The organism is Paenibacillus sp. FSL E2-0201, from assembly GCF_037963325.1.
GTDB lineage: Bacteria > Bacillota > Bacilli > Paenibacillales > Paenibacillaceae > Paenibacillus_AQ.
Genome location: NZ_CP150154.1, coordinates 1,144,177 through 1,162,259 on the forward strand (window position 1 = coordinate 1,144,177; position 18,083 = coordinate 1,162,259).

The 18,083-nt window shown below is 41.6% G+C and carries 14 protein-coding genes; 12 read left to right on the plus strand and 2 right to left on the minus strand.

Features of this window, described 5'->3' with window-relative positions; genetic code table 11:
* The first annotated feature begins 48 nt into the window (after window positions 1–48).
* From NSU15_RS05025 to NSU15_RS05040, 4 genes are all read left to right on the plus strand, one after another.
* Entirely contained in the window at window positions 49–1,317 is a 1,269-nt protein-coding gene (locus NSU15_RS05025; RefSeq protein ID WP_339289420.1) for a cytosine permease, read from the plus strand.
* Complete coding sequence (locus NSU15_RS05030; RefSeq protein WP_339289421.1) at window positions 1,314–2,417, plus strand: DUF917 domain-containing protein; 1,104 nt, start codon at window positions 1,314–1,316, stop codon at window positions 2,415–2,417. Before NSU15_RS05025 ends, NSU15_RS05030 begins: the two co-directional genes overlap by 4 nt.
* Window positions 2,410–3,960: a hydantoinase/oxoprolinase family protein gene (locus NSU15_RS05035; RefSeq protein WP_042124573.1), complete on the plus strand. Its 1,551-nt coding sequence runs from the start codon at window positions 2,410–2,412 to the stop codon at window positions 3,958–3,960. Before NSU15_RS05030 ends, NSU15_RS05035 begins: the two co-directional genes overlap by 8 nt.
* A gap of 169 nt (window positions 3,961–4,129) precedes the next feature.
* Complete coding sequence (locus NSU15_RS05040) at window positions 4,130–5,332, plus strand: MFS transporter (RefSeq protein ID WP_339289423.1); 1,203 nt, start codon at window positions 4,130–4,132, stop codon at window positions 5,330–5,332.
* A gap of 148 nt (window positions 5,333–5,480) precedes the next feature.
* On the opposite strand, the gene NSU15_RS05045 is transcribed toward NSU15_RS05040, so the two are convergent.
* Window positions 5,481–6,323, minus strand: coding sequence for an AraC family transcriptional regulator (locus NSU15_RS05045; RefSeq protein ID WP_339289425.1), 843 nt, complete (start codon window positions 6,321–6,323; stop codon window positions 5,481–5,483).
* A 237-nt stretch (window positions 6,324–6,560) separates the two neighbouring features.
* Between NSU15_RS05045 and NSU15_RS05050 the strand changes: the two genes are divergently transcribed.
* The 6 genes from NSU15_RS05050 to NSU15_RS05075 all read left to right on the plus strand — a co-directional run bounded on the left by NSU15_RS05050 (window position 6,561) and on the right by NSU15_RS05075 (window position 13,630).
* Window positions 6,561–7,928, plus strand: coding sequence for a carbohydrate ABC transporter substrate-binding protein (locus NSU15_RS05050; protein ID WP_042124577.1), 1,368 nt, complete (start codon window positions 6,561–6,563; stop codon window positions 7,926–7,928).
* Window positions 7,929–8,023: 95 nt separating this feature from the next.
* The gene (locus NSU15_RS05055) at window positions 8,024–8,917 is read left to right on the plus strand and encodes a sugar ABC transporter permease (RefSeq protein ID WP_339289427.1); all 894 of its coding nucleotides are present in this window, start codon (window positions 8,024–8,026) and stop codon (window positions 8,915–8,917) included.
* A gap of 12 nt (window positions 8,918–8,929) precedes the next feature.
* Window positions 8,930–9,823, plus strand: a complete 894-nt coding sequence (locus tag NSU15_RS05060; protein ID WP_042124581.1) for a carbohydrate ABC transporter permease — start codon at window positions 8,930–8,932, stop codon at window positions 9,821–9,823.
* 9 nt (window positions 9,824–9,832) lie between these two features.
* Window positions 9,833–10,000: a hypothetical protein gene (locus tag NSU15_RS05065; protein ID WP_170880250.1), complete on the plus strand. Its 168-nt coding sequence runs from the start codon at window positions 9,833–9,835 to the stop codon at window positions 9,998–10,000.
* 17 nt (window positions 10,001–10,017) lie between these two features.
* A complete protein-coding gene (gene gnpA, locus NSU15_RS05070; protein ID WP_339289429.1) occupies window positions 10,018–12,186 on the plus strand; it encodes a 1,3-beta-galactosyl-N-acetylhexosamine phosphorylase in 2,169 nt (722 codons plus the stop codon).
* 244 nt (window positions 12,187–12,430) lie between these two features.
* Window positions 12,431–13,630, plus strand: a complete 1,200-nt coding sequence (locus tag NSU15_RS05075) for an MFS transporter (protein ID WP_339289430.1) — start codon at window positions 12,431–12,433, stop codon at window positions 13,628–13,630.
* A gap of 64 nt (window positions 13,631–13,694) precedes the next feature.
* On the opposite strand, the gene NSU15_RS05080 is transcribed toward NSU15_RS05075, so the two are convergent.
* Window positions 13,695–15,389, minus strand: coding sequence for a PucR family transcriptional regulator ligand-binding domain-containing protein (locus NSU15_RS05080; protein WP_339289432.1), 1,695 nt, complete (start codon window positions 15,387–15,389; stop codon window positions 13,695–13,697).
* A gap of 262 nt (window positions 15,390–15,651) precedes the next feature.
* Here NSU15_RS05080 and NSU15_RS05085 point away from each other — a divergent pair, with 262 nt between their 5' ends.
* Entirely contained in the window at window positions 15,652–16,518 is an 867-nt protein-coding gene (locus NSU15_RS05085) for a DUF2877 domain-containing protein (protein WP_339289433.1), read from the plus strand.
* Window positions 16,519–16,533: 15 nt separating this feature from the next.
* Complete coding sequence (fdrA, locus tag NSU15_RS05090) at window positions 16,534–18,081, plus strand: acyl-CoA synthetase FdrA (protein ID WP_339289435.1); 1,548 nt, start codon at window positions 16,534–16,536, stop codon at window positions 18,079–18,081.
* The last annotated feature ends 2 nt before the right edge of the window (window positions 18,082–18,083 follow it).

The following is an 18,083-nucleotide window of genomic DNA, read 5'->3' on the forward strand; positions in this document are numbered from 1 at the left end:
GGTTCCTTCTATAATAAGAAAAATTACTTTTCGAGGAGGAGAACTAACATGAGAAAGGACGGAGCACCTCAGTCTTGGTTCACTCTGGGGATGGTATGGGCCGGAGCGGTGATCAGTATACCTGGCCTCCTGGTTGGGAATACGTTGATATCTGGTATGAGCTTACCTATGACATTATTGATCGCATTTTTAGGGTACGCCATTATCGTTGTCCTTATGATACTTCAGGGGATTCAGAGTACGGATCTTGGGAAAACAACCGTTCAAGTCGCAGCCCAAGTCTTTGGCAAAAAAGGCTCGCGAACGATTTTATCCATTATTCTCGCTATTGCTTGCCTCGGTTGGTTCGGGATTCAGGCTAATGTATGCGGGGCGGCACTGGCGAACCTGCTGGCGGAGTATGGAGTGATAGTCCCAGTTCCCCTTGCTTCTTTAATTAGCGGTTTGGTTATGGTGGTCTCAGCAATGTACGGAATGAAAGTGCTGAGAGTACTTAGTTATATTGCAGTACCTTTATTAATCGTGATTTGCATATATGGTTTAGTTGAAGTGTTCACTATGGATTCCGTGCAGAACATTTGGAGCTACCAGCCTGAGAAGCATATGAATTTCATGGATGGCTTAGCTGTAACAATAGGCTCATTTGCCTTAGGGGCTGTCATTGCAGGCGACTACTCTCAGTTCTCAAGAAAACGTTCTGACGTATTAAAGGCAGCATTAATCGGAATCGTTCCTTCTGGCGTACTGATGATTAGTGTGGGTGCTATTTTATCGATTGCTTACCAGACTAGCGATATTGCGGCCGTCTTTATAAATATTACAACGCCTTTTATCGGGGGTACTGTTTTGATTCTGGCTGCTTGGAAAACGAATATGGTCAACGCAATCTCGGGTGGATTTGCGCTTACCAATGTATTGCATATTTCCAAAGAAAAAGAGAAATGGGCAGTAGGGATTGCTGGACTCATCGGGACTGTACTCGCTGTGATCGGTATCTTGAATTATTTCACGCCAGTGATGTCGATCTTGTCAGCTATGGTTCCGCCGGTAGCAGGGGTAATGATTGCATCCTATTGGATCATGAATAAAGGCGATAAGAACCGTTGGAAGGAAACAGAGGGCGTTAATCGTCTAGGGGTATTTTCTTGGCTGGTCGGATCCATTATTGCTTGTATGCCCGTTGTGCTGTCCTTTTTCCCAAGCTTACCTCAATTATCAAATCAGCCATTACTCGGTATCGTCATTTCATTTGTCTTATATATTGTCTGCTACCGATTTACTGCCTCAAAAACTGTCATAATGGAGGGAAATAAATGAGATATTTAGATGAACAATCAATTGAACATATTGCCGTAGGCGCTGCATTTTTAGGCACAGGTGGAGGAGGAGATCCTTACATCGGTAAACTCATGGCTCTTTCGGCTATTGAAAAGTACGGACCTGTAAGACTTTATTCTGTGGATGAAATCGAGGATGAAGACTTTTTCATTCCTTCCGCCATGATGGGTGCGCCTTCTGTATTAGTGGAGAAATTTCCGAAAGGCGATGAGTTTGTTAAGGTATTTCAGATGCTGGCCAAATATTTGGGCAGAGATAAAATTACAGGCACGTTTCCGATGGAAGCAGGCGGAGTCAATTCGATGATTCCGATCGTCGTTGCAGCACAGCTGAATTTACCGCTTATTGATTGCGACGGGATGGGTAGGGCATTTCCTGAATTGCAGATGGTGACGTTTAACCTGGATGGCATTTCGGCTGCGCCGCTCGCAATTTCGGATGAAAAAGGAAACATTGGTATTTTTGAGACGATCGATAATAAATGGACCGAACGGTTAGCCCGTACAGCTACAGTGGAGATGGGAGCTAGTGCTTTGGTAAGTCTGTATCCAACGACTGGGGCTCAAATCAAGAACAGCGGTGTCCATAACATCGTGACGCTATCTGAGCAGATCGGAGAGATCATTTCTTCCAACAACAGAGATGCAAAAGACAAGCTTGAAGAGCTTCTAAACCTGACATCCGGTTACGAGCTGTTTCAAGGGAAAATAACAGATGTCATCCGGGAAACCAAAGGCGGCTTCAATTTTGGGGAAATGAACCTAGAGGGCATTGAAGGAAATAAAGAGGAGCAGATGAAGGTATATTTTCAAAATGAGAATCTGCTTGCCAAGAAAAATGGCCAGGTTGTAGCCATGACCCCGGATTTAATATGCTTAGTCGATTATGAAACTTTATTGCCTGTTACAACAGAGAGCTTGAAATATGGAAAACGCGTACGCGTCATTGGCTTACCGGCACATCCTAAATGGAGAACGGAAAAAGGAATCGAAACGGTAGGACCGAAATACTTTGGGTATGATTACGATTATGCTCCTATTGAAGAATTGGTGAGTAAGGCGGTGGCTAAACATGTTTAGAATTGGAATAGATGTAGGTGGCACGAATACCGATGCTATTATTTTGGACGAGCAAAGCCGATTAATTCATAGTGTTAAATCCCCAACGACACTGGATATAAAAACGGGGATTGAGACGTCACTGCGTAATGTATTGAAGGAAGCGAGCATTGATAAAACGAAAATTACACATGCGATGCTAGGGACAACGCAGTGTACTAATGCTATCGTAGAACGGAAGAAATTAGCCAAAGTCGGTGTGATTCGATTAGGATTCCCTGCTACCGCTTCTGTTCTGCCATATACGGCTTGGCCTAAGGACATGGTAGAAAAACTATCAGGAAACTTTGCATTAGTTCATGGTGGGTATGAATATGATGGTAAATTACTCAGTGAGCTTGATGAGCAGGAGATCAAAGAGCTTCTAGTCGAATGGAGAGATAAAGTAGAATCTATTGCCATCATTGGTGTTTTCTCATCCATTAAAAATGATCAGGAGCTCAAGGTTCGAGACTTAATCTGGAAAGAATACGGGGAAACTTATCCGGTTTCTTGCTCCTCCTTGATCGGATCTGTTGGCCTGATTGAACGTGAGAATGCAACCATACTGAATGCGGCTTTATGCAAAGTCATCGAGACCACTAGCACAGGTTTTGAAAATGCGTTAGAAGCAGAAGGGATTCAAGGCGCTGAAGTGTACTTATGCCAAAATGACGGTACGCTTATGTCCATTGAATATGCTAAGCAATTCCCAATTCTTACAATTGCCTGTGGACCAACGAATAGCATCCGGGGAGCTTCTTATTTAGCGAACATTAAAGATACAATGGTACTCGATGTTGGCGGCACCACATCGGATATCGGTGTCTTGCAGGATGGATTTCCAAGAGAGTCCTCTGTAGCGGTGGAAGTAGGAGATATTCGCACAAACTTTAGAATGCCGGATATCATCTCTGTAGGACTTGGCGGCGGAAGCATTGTTCGCGTAGACAATGGTCAAATTACAGTAGGGCCGGATAGCGTGGGCTATAAGATCGCAGAAGAAGCGCTCGTATTTGGTGGGAGCACCCTGACTACGACGGATATTGCGGTTCGCCTCGGGTTAGCTGACGTGGGAGACAAAAGCTTAGTAAGCCACATTGATGAAGAATTTGCCAAACAAGTCCTGTCCGTCATTTCTTCGATCATAGCCAAGGCGATTGATAAGATGAAAACTTCTTCCGAGGATGTACAGATTGTACTCGTAGGCGGGGGCGGTGTTATTATTCCAGATGAGATTCCCGGCGTAGCCAGCATTATTAAAGTAGAGAACGGTGGAGTTGCCAATGCCATCGGTGCATCAATTTCTCAAATTAGCGGACAGTATGAACAAATATATATTTATTCACGAGAGCCGCGAGAGCAGTCATTAAGAGATGCTGAGGAAAAAGCGGTGAAACAAGCGGTAATGGCAGGAGCCGATCCAACGACGATTAAATTGGTTGAGGTTGAAGAGACACCACTTGCTTATCATCCCGAAAATGCAACCCGGTTAAGAGTTAAAGTTGTAGGTGAAATGAGCTAGAAAGCATTTAAAACAACTCCATGATGTAAAACTAGAAGCTTCTCATGAGTTCTTTGAACTTGTGTGAAGCTTCTTTTTATGAGAAATAGGATTGATCAATATAGTCTAAATGAGTATTATGAGTAGGTATGTTCTTATAAAAATAGAGATAAATAGGATGGAGAGCACCATGAAAACATCACGTCAGAGCGCATTGATTTTCTCGTTTACTTTTATGGCTTTTATTCTGGGTACAACGGAGTATATTATTGTTGGTTTACTCTCGGAAATATCCTCGAGCCTCGGAGTAACGCTAGCGACAGCCGGGGGCTTGGTATCTGGTTTCGCGATCGCTTATGCCATTGGCACACCGATTATGATGTCCTTGTTCAGCCGTGTTCCGAAACGAACTACGATTCTTGTGTCACTTGTATTAATTCTGCTACTGAATTTATGGAGTGCTATAACAGGAACCTACAGTATGCTGCTGGTGACTAGAATAGTTACTGCCGTGCTATGTGGTTTTGTTCTTTCTGTAGCCATTACAGTAGCGAATGAAGCGGTTGATCCGGAGAAGAGAGGCAAAGCGATTGCTACCATTTTGAGCGGCTTCGCTGTGGCGAATGTATTTGGTGTACCGATCGGCACTTTTGTAGGGCAGTTCTTCAACTGGCCAGCAGCATTTGTTCTAAATGGGGTATTAGCCGGAATTGCTATAGCGCTAAATTATGCTTATATTCCACGCAAACTACCGAAGCCTGTGCCCAGCTCACTCAAGGATCAGATCGAACTACTCACGAATGGGCGTATTATTCTCGCCTTTCTCATTCCGGTTACGGCAGTAGGAGCGGTATTTGTGATGTACACTTACATTACACCATTGCTGGAGCAAGTGATGAATATTCCTAAGAGCTCGGTTAGTGGCGTACTGTTTGTTTACGGAATTGCCACGATTGTCAGCAACTGGATCGGGGGCAAGGTTGCGACTGGAAATGCGGTAAGTAAGCTTAGATTCGTATTTCTTATCCAAGCTGTGGTCTATATCGTCTTTAGTATGACCGCATCAATCTCGATTCTAGGAATGATTGTACTAATGATGCTAGCCGTAATGTCGAGTATTGTGAGCGCACCGGCCCAGCTCTATTTGATAGATTTGGCCAAGCAGTACTCACCACGCTCGAAGGATCTTGCTGCATCGTTGAATCCAGTAGCGTCTAACCTGGGAATCGCAGGCGGATCTGCGATTGGTGGAGTGGTTGCCGGGCATGGAGGGTTAATTTCCCTTCCTATGGCTGCTTCTATCCTGGCGATATCGGCATGTGTGATTGCGTTGATATGCTATAAGTTGGATCAACAAAGCCAGGCAACGGTTATTCATCGTGAGGTAGCCTAGGCTATTTCAGCTCATCGTAAGAACTGGTCACATTAAATACTCTTATTTAAAGATAAGACTACTTCCTAAACAGGAGGTAGTCATTTTTTAACGCTTTACGTTATCCTACAGGATTGTCTAACGGAATTATCAAATTATGCTACGCCCGTCATTGAACTCGTCTCTTGGTCTGAAGCCTGTAATCGCGTGGAGTTAGATTACAGCTTCGGCGGAAGCTTTGTGAGAAATAGCTTTGGGAAAAAAAACCAGTAGATTCCGCAATTTGAGAGATGGAGAGATCCGTGGTTTCCAGTAACTCCTTACTGGCACGAAGCCTGACCTCAATTAAATAATTGATGGGTGACATCCCATAATATTTTGCAAAGGTATGCACCAGATAATACTTGCTGAAATGTGCTTTTTCTGCCAGATAGTCAAGTGAAATTTCCTCTGAATAGTTAGAGTCAATATAACGTTTGATCCTGCTACATACCTTGTTAGCCTTTTGAGTAGCCACGACGGAAAATGGATGGCCAGAGTTTCTCATTAATATAGTGACTACAACCTCTAGTAAGTTTTGACAAATGGCCTCATAGTTTGCATCTTTATTTTCCGTTTCCCGAAGCATAGCGTTGAAATAGAAGGATAGCTCATCCCTCTGATTACGATAATTGATGATCTCATGATTACGGCTAGCACTTCGATCGCCAAAGTCAAAGCTCATCCCCTCAACCGCAAGCACGACATATTCAAGTGGATCACTACTAACCGATAGCTCGGTATGCTCGACATTCGGGTTCACAATAACTAGATCGTCTTGCTTCACTGGATAGATTTCATCCTCTACAATGAAGTTTCCCCGCCCGCTTCGGACATAAAAAAGCTCGGAAAAATTATGAGAATGACGCATGCTGTACCAATCACCTTCATAAATAGAGGAACTGACATAGATTAACTTGGCGGGAATTTCTCCACGTCCTTTACCAGGTAACGAATAACGTACATTTCCCAAATAAGGTCAGTCCTTTGCGTTGATATAAGCTTACTTTACCACAATTACTAGACTGCATAACAATAAATTGAAATAGTCAATAATTTATAAATAAATTCTAATAAAGCAAGATATATAAAATGAACGGCAACATGTTTGTTGAAAGAAACTCGAACGATCAGATAAGATAAGGGAGTAAGAAAGCTCCTACGTACGCGGATTACAGCACCAATAAAAAGATAAATATGGAGGGTTATTATGAGAAAAGTTCTTAGCCTTGCACTTACAGCTGCACTGTCTCTAAGTCTTGCGGCCTGTGGTGGTAATACTGAAAGTAATTCTAGTTCCACATCTCCAGATGCCACCAACACATCGAAGAATTCTAATTCGACTGCCGAAACTCGTACTCTTAAGCTAGCCGCTTTAGAAACCGCTTACGGATCTGATGTATGGAAAGAGATTATATCTGGATTTGAAAAAGCTAACCCTGGAGTAAAGGTTGAATCAACCATCGACAAAAGTCTTGAAGATGTTATCGGACCGGGTATGAAATCAGGGGATTTTCCTGACGTCATCCATCTTGCCGTAGGTCAGCCTAAGGGTTTGACAGAAACCTTCATTAAAGACAATAACCTCACTGATCTCACAGACGTGCTTTCAATGACAGTCCCAGGTGAAAGCGTTACTGTTAAGGACAAGCTCATTCCTGGGTTTACGGATACAACCATTACGAACCCTTACGGTGATGGAAAAACCTTCCTGATGCCGATGTTCTATAGCCCAACAGGTCTGTTCTACAATGCTGACTTACTTGAGAAGAAAGGCTGGGCGGTCCCTACGACTTGGGATGAAATGTGGGAATTAGGAGACAAAGCTAAGGCTGATGGAATTGCATTGTTCTCCTATCCAACGACCGGTTATTTCGATTCATTCTTCTATGCTTTGCTTAACGAAGTTGGGGGTCCTGATTTCTTCACCAAAGCGACGCATTACACAGAAGGAATATGGCAAACACCAGAAGCAACACAAGCATTTGATATTATTAATAAGTTAGCTTCCTATACTGAAAAAACAGTTCCGGCGAATGGAAATAAAGACAACTTCACTAAGAATCAACAGCTTATTCTTGATAACAAAGCTATCTTCATGCCAAACGGTACATGGGTTGTTGGTGAAATGGGTCAAGCACCTCGTGCTGAAGGATTTAAATGGGGATTCACTGCTCTACCAGCTGTAAAAGCTGGTGGTGATAGATACTCCTACACCTTCTTTGAACAAATCTGGGTTCCTGCGAAAGCTAAAAATGCAGATCTTGCAAAACAATTTATTGCTTATCTTTATTCAGATGAAGCAGCAGGCATTTTTGCTAAAGTAGGTGCAGTCCAACCTATTAACGATATGGCAGGCAAATTGGAAGGTGACAATAAACTCTTCTATAGCATCTATGATGGTGGTGCAAAGGCAGCTATGGGGGCATTTGCTACAACAGATCCGGTTGAAGGGGTAAGTATTTCGGATACCGTATTTGGTACCGTGGATTCCCTTGTGACTAAGGCTAAGACACAAGCACAGTGGGTTGAAGCGATTACGAAAGCAAGCGATCAGTTACGTGGAGCGTTGAAATAATTAAAGGCAATGCTGGATACCAATTCAATCTGTGAACAATGGTGGCATGCGCGAAGCTGCCACCATTATTTTTACCTTAAGAAGGAGATGGACCAATGGAAATCAAGAAAGGACAAGGGCGTTTTATTTTCTTCTGTATTGCTCCCGCCATAATCCTATTCGTTGTTTTTCTAATTATACCTACAATCAATGTATTCCGTATGTCCACGTACAAATGGGGTGGATACACAGATGACAAAACCTTTGTAGGGCTGCAAAATTTCGAGAAGCTTTTTCAAAGTGATAAATTTTATCAAGCGTTTCAGAACAGTCTTCTACTGATCATTTTAGTTACGATCATTACGTTTGCTTTTGCGCTAGTGTTCGCGTCCATGCTTTCACGAGAAAATCTAAAAGGACAAAATGTATTACGAGTTATCTTCTACATCCCGAACATTCTATCTGTTGTTGTTATCAGTGCAATATTCTCTGCAATTTATGATCCAAATAGTGGGCTGCTAAATGCATTCTTAAATTTATTCCGCGGAGCAACATCAGACCCAACACTTTGGTTGGGTGATCAGAAGATCGTTATTTTCTCACTCGCAGGCGCTATGATCTGGCAGGCTATCGGTTATTACATGGTTATGTATATGGCAAGTATGGCAAATATCCCTGAAAGCTTATATGAATCCGCTGACCTTGAAGGTGCAAGTAGGATACATCAATTCTTCACTATTACGATCCCTTTAATCTGGACAAATATCCGTACAACCCTTACCTTTTTCGTCATCAGCACAATCAATATGAGCTTCCTATTTGTTGTGGCGATGACCGGAGGCGGGCCTGACGGTTCTACTGAGGTATTCTTGAGCTATATGTACAAAGAGGCGTATACCAACTCTTCGTATGGTTACGGTATGGCAATCGGTGTAATTGTGTTCCTGTTCTCATTCGCACTAGCTGCTATCCTAAACGCAGTCACTAGACGTGAACATTTGGAATATTAAGGAGGGGACAACTTGAATAATAATAAACTCACACATCATGGAGCCGGCGATAAGTTGTATAAGGTCCTCATCTATGTTGTGCTGATCCTACTAGCGATTATCATCATCGTCCCTGTAGCTTGGGCGTTTATGGCCTCCATCAAACAGAATGTAGAATTTTATGCTAATCCTTGGGCTCTTCCAAAAGGAATTTATCTACAGAACTTTGCGGATGCTTGGCAGAAAGCTAAGATGGGCAGTTACATGTTCAACTCCGTAATCGTAACTGTGATTGCGATCGCGCTTCTGCTGGTCATTGCCTTACCTGCTGCATATGTGCTTGCACGTTATAAATTCAAGGGAAGCGTCATCTTGAATTTGATGTTTATGGCAGGATTATTTATCAATGTGAATTATATTGTTGTTCCGATCTTCCTAATGCTCAATAACGGTGACAAGGTCGCTCGCAATTTATTTGGACAGCCGATACTCCTGAATAATTTATTCATTCTGGCACTTGTCTATGCTGCAATGGCGCTTCCGTTCACGATTTATCTATTGGGGGGCTACTTTAAATCATTACCCAGGGAATTTGAAGAAGCTGCTTCTGTAGATGGTGCAAGCTATTTCCGAACGATGGTGCAGGTTATTATGCCAATGGCTAAACCTAGCATTGTAACGGTTATCTTGTTTAATTTCCTCTCCTTCTGGAACGAATATATCATTTCGATGACTTTACTGACGAAGCCAGGACTTCGAACATTACCAGTTGGTTTAATGAATCTGATGGCTGCTCAGAAATCAGCTGTCGAATATGGACAAATGTATGCAGGTCTAGTAATAGTCATGCTGCCAACCCTTATTCTTTATATGTTAGTACAAAAGAAGCTTACCCAAGGCATGACCATGGGCGGGTTGAAAGGTTAAGGTGATACCATGAGTAATCCGTTACGCAATTTGTTGATGCTGATTGTCTTCATCTTCGCGCTAGTACTCGTTATTATTGGGCAAAAAAATATTGGTGCACCCGGGCTCGGAATTATGCTACTGGGGCTGGCACTTCTAATAGGTCTTCTCTGGTTCTATAATCGGAAATTTAAATAAAGGGAGAGTTATTTAAGATGAACAAAGGACGGGTCACGATTCCAACAGATCTGGATGTTATTCCTGAAACCATAGAAGTCATGAAACGTTGGGGTGCGGATGCTGTACGTGATTGCGATGGTACTGATTTCCCAGCAGAATTGCGGGATATCGATGCTAAGGTGTATTCCACTTACTATACCACTCGTAAAGAAAATGGCTGGGCAAAAGCAAATCCGGATGAAATCCAGCAGATGTATCTTATGACGCCTTTTTATACTGCTGAAGGCACCAGTCTCACTATCCCTTTAATGAAGGGACTATATCCAGATATGCTGAAAGTGAATACTCATGACGATATCAAGCGCTGGTGGGAAGTTATCGATCGTACCACAGGAGATGTGCTATCGACTGAGCAATGGAGCTATAACGAAGAAACGGGCAGTGTTATTATTCATGCAAGTCCCTTCCACGATTACACGGTTAGTTTTCTAGCCTATATTATGTGGGATCCCGTTCATATGTACAATGCGGTCACGAATGGTTGGGAAAATGTTGAGCCCCAGATCACCTTTGATGTTCGCCAACCGAAGTCGCGTGAGTTCACAATGCAACGACTACGTCAATTTATTGATGAACATCCATATGTCAATGTCATTCGATTTACGACCTTCTTCCACCAATTCACACTCGTCTTCGATGAACTTGCACGTGAGAAATATGTGGATTGGTATGGCTATTCAGCATCGGTTAGTCCTTATATTCTTGAACAATTTGAACAAGAGATGGGCTATCCGTTTAGAGCCGAATATATCATTGATCAGGGCTACTATAATAATAACTATCGCATTCCGACCAAGGAGTTCCAAGACTTTCAGGCATTTCAGCGGCGTGAGGTTGCCGCGCTTGCCAAGGAATTAGTCGATATTACTCACGAATATGGAAAGACAGCCATGATGTTTCTTGGTGATCACTGGATTGGTACCGAGCCATTTATGGAAGAATTCTCATCGATTGGGGTAGATGCTGTTGTCGGTAGTGTAGGCAATGGCTCCACCCTTCGGCTGATTAGCGATATACCTGGTGTGAATTATACAGAGGGACGTTTCCTACCGTATTTCTTCCCAGATACGTTCTATGAGGGTGGAGATCCTGTACGTGAAGCCAAAGTAAACTGGGTCACAGCAAGACGGGCGATCCTTCGTAAGCCAATTGACCGAATTGGTTATGGCGGATATTTGAAGCTGGCACTGGATTTTCCGGATTTCATGAGCTACATCGAGAGTGTGTGTGATGAATTCCGTACTTTGTATGATAATGTACACGGAACAACACCGTACAGTGTCAAAACCGTTGCAGTACTCAACTGCTGGGGTAAAATGCGTGCATGGGGTAATCATATGGTTCATCATGCCCTTTATCAAAAACAAAATTATAGCTATGCAGGGATCATAGAGACGTTATCTGGTGCACCCTTTGATGTCAAATTCATTAGCTTTGATGATATTAAGAATGACCCCTCAATCCTTAAAGGAATCGATGTCGTTTTGAATGTAGGGGATGGCGATACGGCCTACACAGGTGGGGATTGGTGGCTGGATACAGATATTGTAACAGCAGTAAAGCAATTTGTTCATGAGGGCGGAGGATTCATCGGAGTGGGCGAACCCGCAGCTCATCAAGCGAACGGAAGGTACTTCCAGCTTGCAAGCATCCTCGGTGTTGAGCAAGAAAAAGGATTCACTCTCGGTTATGATAAATATAACTGGGAAGAGCAGGATCATTTTATTACTGAAGACTTCGGAGTAGATGATAAAGGAAAGAAGATTATCGATTTCGGTGAAGGAAAGAAGAATATATTTGCTCTCGAAGGCACCACTGTCCTTCGTCAGGTTGATAAAGAAGTTCAACTTGCAGTGAATGAATTCGGTAGTGGACGATCTGTCTACATTAGTGGATTGCCTTATAGTTTTGAGAACAGTCGCTTACTGTACCGTGCAATCCTCTGGAGCACTCACAGCGACCACGAGCTAAATCGCTGGTTCAGTGAAAACTATAACGTTGAGGTTCATGCCTATGTTAAAAATGGTAAATACTGCGTCGTGAACAACACTTATGAGCCACAGGAAACTGTCGTTTATCGTGGTGATGGCTCTAGCTTCTCACTCAAGCTGGAAGCGAATGAGATCAAGTGGTACGAAATCTAAACATAATATCAGCACAAAGAAGCTGTACCAAAGTCATGAAAATGGCTACTTGGTACAGCTTTGTCTTTTAATTAGGATTAACGTGTTCGCTTAGGTGAACGCTTCGCTTTTATCTCTTTGTATGCGAAACGGGTACGCCTCTTGCTACTTTATACTTTTAAACTCGTTTCTTATATGTTATAACTAATGCTACATTCTGAAGATCATTTGCGTAGATTTGATTACTTGAGGGGAGATTTAGTTTTTGCAATCACCACAGACACAAGACAACAAGAATTCGTTATATATTATTTTACTTATTACGGGGATTGTTCTGGTAGCCTTTAATTTACGGCCCGCTATTACATCGGTTGGTCCACTAGTGGGAATTATTCAAGAGGATGTAGGGCTTGCACATTGGAGTGCAGGTTTATTAATGAGTATACCTTTGATATCCTTTGCTGTTATGTCGTCTCTCGTTCCCAAAATCGCTACTCGTTTATCCAACGAGAAGACACTATTGTTAGGTTTGGTTGTTCTTTTGGTCGGTATTTGTATCCGTTCTATTTCAATGACGCTCTTTATTTTCTTTGGAACGTTATTGGTGGGGGTAGGAATAGCCATTGGAAATGTTCTTTTGCCGGTAGTTGTGAAGGAGAAATTCCCTCAAAGGTTCGGTCTAATGACAAGTGTGTATTCCACTTCAATGGGATTATTTGCATCGTTAGCATCAGGTATTAGTATTCCTCTAGCTCATGATCTGAAGCTTGGGTGGGACGGAGCTTTAATTGTATGGGGAATACCGACAATCATAGCGATCTTGGTATGGATCGTTCTGCTTCGATTAAATCCAGCCAAAGGTAAGGCAATAAAAAGTGTAAGTGTCAGTGCTAAGCAAATCTGGCGTTCACCACTCGCTTGGAAAATAGCTCTATTCATGGGGTTTCAGTCTTCATTATTTTATATAACAATGTCTTGGTTACCTGAAATCTTATATAACTATGGCATAAGTAGAGGTACAGCAGGCTGGTTGCTATCCTTCACACAAATTGTAGGCGTACCTGCTAGTTTTCTTGTTCCTATTCTGGCTGGACGACTACGCTCTCAAGTGTGGATTGCATTTGCATTAGGCATGTGCTCCATTGTTGGTTATGGTGGACTATGGATGGGCGCATCTTACCCAATAATGATCCTAAGTATTATCTTAATTGGTATTGCTTTGGGAGGGAATTTTCCACTGGCGTTAAGTTATATCGGAATTCGTGCCCGAAACGGAAATCAAGCTGCAGAATTATCTGGGATGGCTCAATCAACGGGATACATGCTTGCAGCCATAGGACCTATATTGATCGGGTATTTATACGATATGACCCAAGTGTGGACGATTCCACTGATCACACTGATCGTTATTTCTGGACTCGTGATGACGTTTGGAATGTTGTCTGGCCGAGATAAGTATGTCTAAGAAAACTCCCCATATAGTAGACAGGTGAAATAATGAACCCTGCTGCTGTATGGGGAGCTTTTTTTTAAATCGTTTTGTTTAAAATGCTATATATCTTTAATGCTAATTGAATCCGCAGTAGTTCTTCTGAATGCTTTAAGTCCAGATTTAGGATTTCCTTAATTTTCTCGATTCGATAGATAAGTGTGTTTCTGTGCAAAAACATAGCCTTTGAAGTTTCGGTGACATTCAGATTGTTAATAAAGTAATTTTCTAAAGTTAACATATAACTTGTACCATGTAATTGATCATGATCAAACACTTTACCTAGACATTTTCGGAAAAATTCTTCTAAGGCTACGACTTTGATATTGGCTTCCAACAGGTGGTAAACCGAGTAATCCTCGAAATGTGAGACCTTGTTTTGAAGGTTTTTTTGTTGCATTAATTTAATCATTTCGTTCGCCTCAGAAAAGCTTTTATGCAGCGAGCTGATTGTACTATATTGCTGACCAATGCCTATTAAGAGTGTTTCCTTCGTTTTTTGAATAAGTACCTCGAGTAGTTCATTCGCATATAACTTGGCATCACTAATCGAAACAGGAGGTCTTTCTTCATTTTGTCCCACTAGAATGATGACTCTGTTATTTCTATAAAAGCACTTAATTTCTCCAATCGCTTGATGTGAATAGCCATAAATGATATCCACACACTTTTTGGCAGTGGACTCCATTTTGTACTTTCCAATAATCATATCTTCAAACTTATCTGCTTCATTCATTTCAATATTTATCACCATACTGTAATACATATAGCTCGGATTTAATCCATGAAGATAGCATAAGGTTTGCAGCGCTTCCTGCGAAGAGATTTTCCCCGAAAGTAAATCATCAATGGAGTCCTGCTTAATTCTTATTTCAAGTTCGCTAATTTCCTTTGCTTTGATCAGCTCGAGTGCCATGATGGTGGAGGCTTGCTGCAAAATAATATAATCAAATTCGGATAGCTCTTGCACTGTCTGCCAAATCACAATATAGCCATAAATATAGTTAGAAGCAGCGACAGGAATGACCCGACATTTTATTTCCGCACCTTCTGAACGATAGGTCCTCTTAATAGACTTTTTCATTTCATTTAGATTGGTGGGAATGGTATCGATGAACGCTTTATTAAAAACAGGCTGTCGATTTGAAAAATCAAGATAATACTCGAGTGGGCTGTTGTTCTTCGCATGTTCTGTGTGATGTAGTAATCGCCAATCCTTGTCTACGATGATAATAGGATTACTAATCGTTTCAGATAACATGGAGGTTATCTTTTCGATACCGCCGCCTTCAAGGGTAATTTTAAAGAACAAGTTATGTATATCTAAAGTTTTTCTATTGAGCAGATCATATCTTCCGGAAACCTTCTCATTAATGATCGAGATCATGTTAGAGAGTGTATATTCAAAAGGCAGTTCCAGAAGGGGTAAGCCGTACTTATTGGCTTCATCAATCATGTTCTGTGGAAGCTTGTCAAAGTACCGTTTCATTTTCACAACCAATCCTGAACAGTTGAGCTCTGCAAGCTCCTTAATTATTCGGTTTTGTAATTCTGCATTATTTTTAAAGATATAGCCTGTTGATAAGAGTAGTTCGTTAGGTGAAAGCCAGTCAAAGGCATCAGGATTCTCTATAATGTTAACGATGGATATGGATTTATCAATTCCTGTTTCTCCAGCCACAATTTTGATTCCCTCTATAGCCTTGATCTTCATTAAGTCTTTAACGGTTAGCAATTTTTGACACGCTCCTCAGACACACTTTTAACACATTCCCTTGTATAACATGCACAAATAGGATGCACTCTTTTTGGTTCGCTTAAACGATGACGATCCCTACCAGTATATTATATATTAAGTGCGTAAGGTAGTTACGCTCTAAGTTACCTTTGTACGATGTAACCAAATGATATTATCCAATCCATTTATCAATCTTTAGACGTGTAAAGGAGGTCAATCACCTTTTTTAAAATAAGGAATTAAAACAGAGGTGACGCTAGTGAGATTTGCAAAATCCGGTGATGACGATTTTATTCAGCAAATCAATCATCATAAGTTTCATGGTTTTGTTCATAGCACGTTTAATCGTACACTCAATATTCAATGTTTGGATAGTGGTGATTTGTATACTATTGCGTGTAAGGGAATCGATAATGCGCCTAATACACTTATTATTGACTTAGAAGACTTTGAAGAAGCAGATATTAGGGTGAATGACCTTGTAAGTTCGGATCATTCGGTTCTGTCGATTACTAATAAGATGTCTATAACAATAGAAGGTATTAAGAATTGGACTTGTATATTGCCCGAGTACCCTTCAGTAGCGGATGTCTTAGAAATGAATTTATCCACCATGAAGCAATATATCAAACTTCACGGAAATAACAGTAGAATTGAAAGGGCTTTCAAAAGTGGCAATCCTTTTGACGATGAAATGTCTAGAATGCTTCATGAACGGACGCAGTTACTTGTATCGGAATTGCAAAATAAGCGAATGGCTACTGCAATCATACATGCAGCTTCGCTCATAGGCCTTGGACCAGGCTTAACGCCAGCCGGTGATGATTTCTTGGTGGGATTGTTTACCGTCTTTAACATCGAGAATCATCAATACTTTTCACACCATTCGTTTTGTGAAGAAGTCGTCTTACATGCGAAAGCTTTAACCAATGATATCAGCTATATGGCATTAGCAAAAGCAGCCGCTGGCCAGGTAAGAGAGTCCATTATTGATTTAATGGAGGCTTTATTTAGAGGTAGTGAAGAAGTATTAATCTCATCTTTACGTAGGGTATTGGCTATAGGCTCCACGTCGGGTACAGATATAGCCCTAGGAATTATTGCAGGGCTGGAAATGAACATGTAAATGGGAGGTACAAATATGACTGTACAAGTTTTAGTAAAACCAAACACTTATATCGATTCCGTATCTTTGATGTCACTCTCAACAAAAGCGAATCAGATCGAAATCGTAGAACAAGCCATTATTGCAATGGGTACTGAAATGAATAAAGAGGTCATTAGAAATGTGGGCTTGATGACCCCTGAAGTAGAAAGTGCCAAAACAAGTGACTTAGTGATTATTGTGAAGGCTGCCTCTGAAGAGCTATGTGAGCGTGCTTTCGAAAGTATCAATGAATTATTAACGAAAAAGAAAGATTCCTCTAAAGGAAAGAGTGAAGTTAAATACTCAACAATTACCTCAGCTGTAAACGGTACTCCTGATGCTAACTTAGCGATTATTGCGGTAAATGGGAGTTACGCTCCTAGAGAAGCAAGAAAAGCGCTTGAAAATAATCTTCACGTCATGTTGTTTAGCGACAATGTAAGTATTGAAGATGAAATTGAATTAAAAACTTTAGCCCAAGAAAAAGGCTTGCTAATGATGGGGCCAGACTGTGGTACTGCAATTATTGGTAATGTCGCTTTGTGTTTTGCAAATGCCGTGAGAAAAGGCAATATTGGGATCGTCGGCGCATCAGGAACAGGTAGCCAAGAGGTAACGGTTCGTATTCATGAATTTGGCGGTGGAATCACACAGTTGATCGGTACGGGCGGTAGAGATCTAAGTGAAGAGGTTGGCGGCATTATGATGCTGGCTGGAATTAAAGCGCTAGAAGAGGATGATGCAACAAAGGTTATTGTTCTCGTATCTAAACCACCAGCACCAAGTGTAGAAGAGAAAGTACTAGCACAAATTAAACAATGTAAGAAACCAGTTGTGGTTTGGTTTGTGGGTGGGAATGAAGAAAAGGTCACCCAAGCTGGCGGTCATTTTGCAAAAATGTCAAAAGAAGCGGCACTTAAAGCGGTGCTTTTAGCTGGAGCAGACGAATCGAAGCTTAACAAACGTGCGTTAAATCTTCCACTTATTGAAGAAGTACGTGCGAAATTAAAGCCTGAGCAAAAATATATCCGTGGACTATTTAGTGGCGGTACGCTCTGTGATGAAGCGATGCACATTGCTATGGAGAAATTCGACAATGTCTACAGTAACATTCAGAGAGATCCTGAATATCGCTTAAAAGATGTTAGAGTAAGCCAAGATCATACCTTTATAGACTTCGGAGACGACCAATTTACACAAGGTAAACCACATCCAATGATAGATCCATCCACTCGGATTGAAAGATTTATTCAAGAAGCGAAAGATCCTTCTGTCGGTGTTATTGTGATGGACTTTGTACTAGGCTTCGGAGCACACGAAGATCCTGTAGGCGCAATGCTTCCAGCAATTATCGAAGCGAAGCAAGCCGCGGAAGATGAAGGAAGACATCTAGAGATTATTGGATACATTCTTGGAACCGAGCTAGATAGTCAAAATATTGAAGGTCAAATTAATAAATTGTTAGCTTCTGGTGCTACACATGCTAGCAGCAGTCAGAACGCAGGTCTACTAGCAAGAGAATTCGTTGTGAAAGGAGAATAGTC

Bases quoted from the DNA above. Each gene is read 5' to 3' on its own strand.
- NSU15_RS05065 (WP_170880250.1), top strand. From the start codon at position 9,833: ATGAGTAATCCGTTACGCAATTTGTTGATGCTGATTGTCTTCATCTTC.
- NSU15_RS05025 (WP_339289420.1), top strand. From the start codon at position 49: ATGAGAAAGGACGGAGCACCTCAGTCTTGGTTCACTCTGGGGATGGTA.
- NSU15_RS05055 (WP_339289427.1), top strand. From the start codon at position 8,024: ATGGAAATCAAGAAAGGACAAGGGCGTTTTATTTTCTTCTGTATTGCT.
- NSU15_RS05050 (WP_042124577.1), top strand. From the start codon at position 6,561: ATGAGAAAAGTTCTTAGCCTTGCACTTACAGCTGCACTGTCTCTAAGT.
- NSU15_RS05030 (WP_339289421.1), top strand. From the start codon at position 1,314: ATGAGATATTTAGATGAACAATCAATTGAACATATTGCCGTAGGCGCT.
- gnpA (WP_339289429.1), top strand. From the start codon at position 10,018: ATGAACAAAGGACGGGTCACGATTCCAACAGATCTGGATGTTATTCCT.
- NSU15_RS05035 (WP_042124573.1), top strand. From the start codon at position 2,410: ATGTTTAGAATTGGAATAGATGTAGGTGGCACGAATACCGATGCTATT.
- NSU15_RS05040 (WP_339289423.1), top strand. From the start codon at position 4,130: ATGAAAACATCACGTCAGAGCGCATTGATTTTCTCGTTTACTTTTATG.
- fdrA (WP_339289435.1), top strand. From the start codon at position 16,534: ATGACTGTACAAGTTTTAGTAAAACCAAACACTTATATCGATTCCGTA.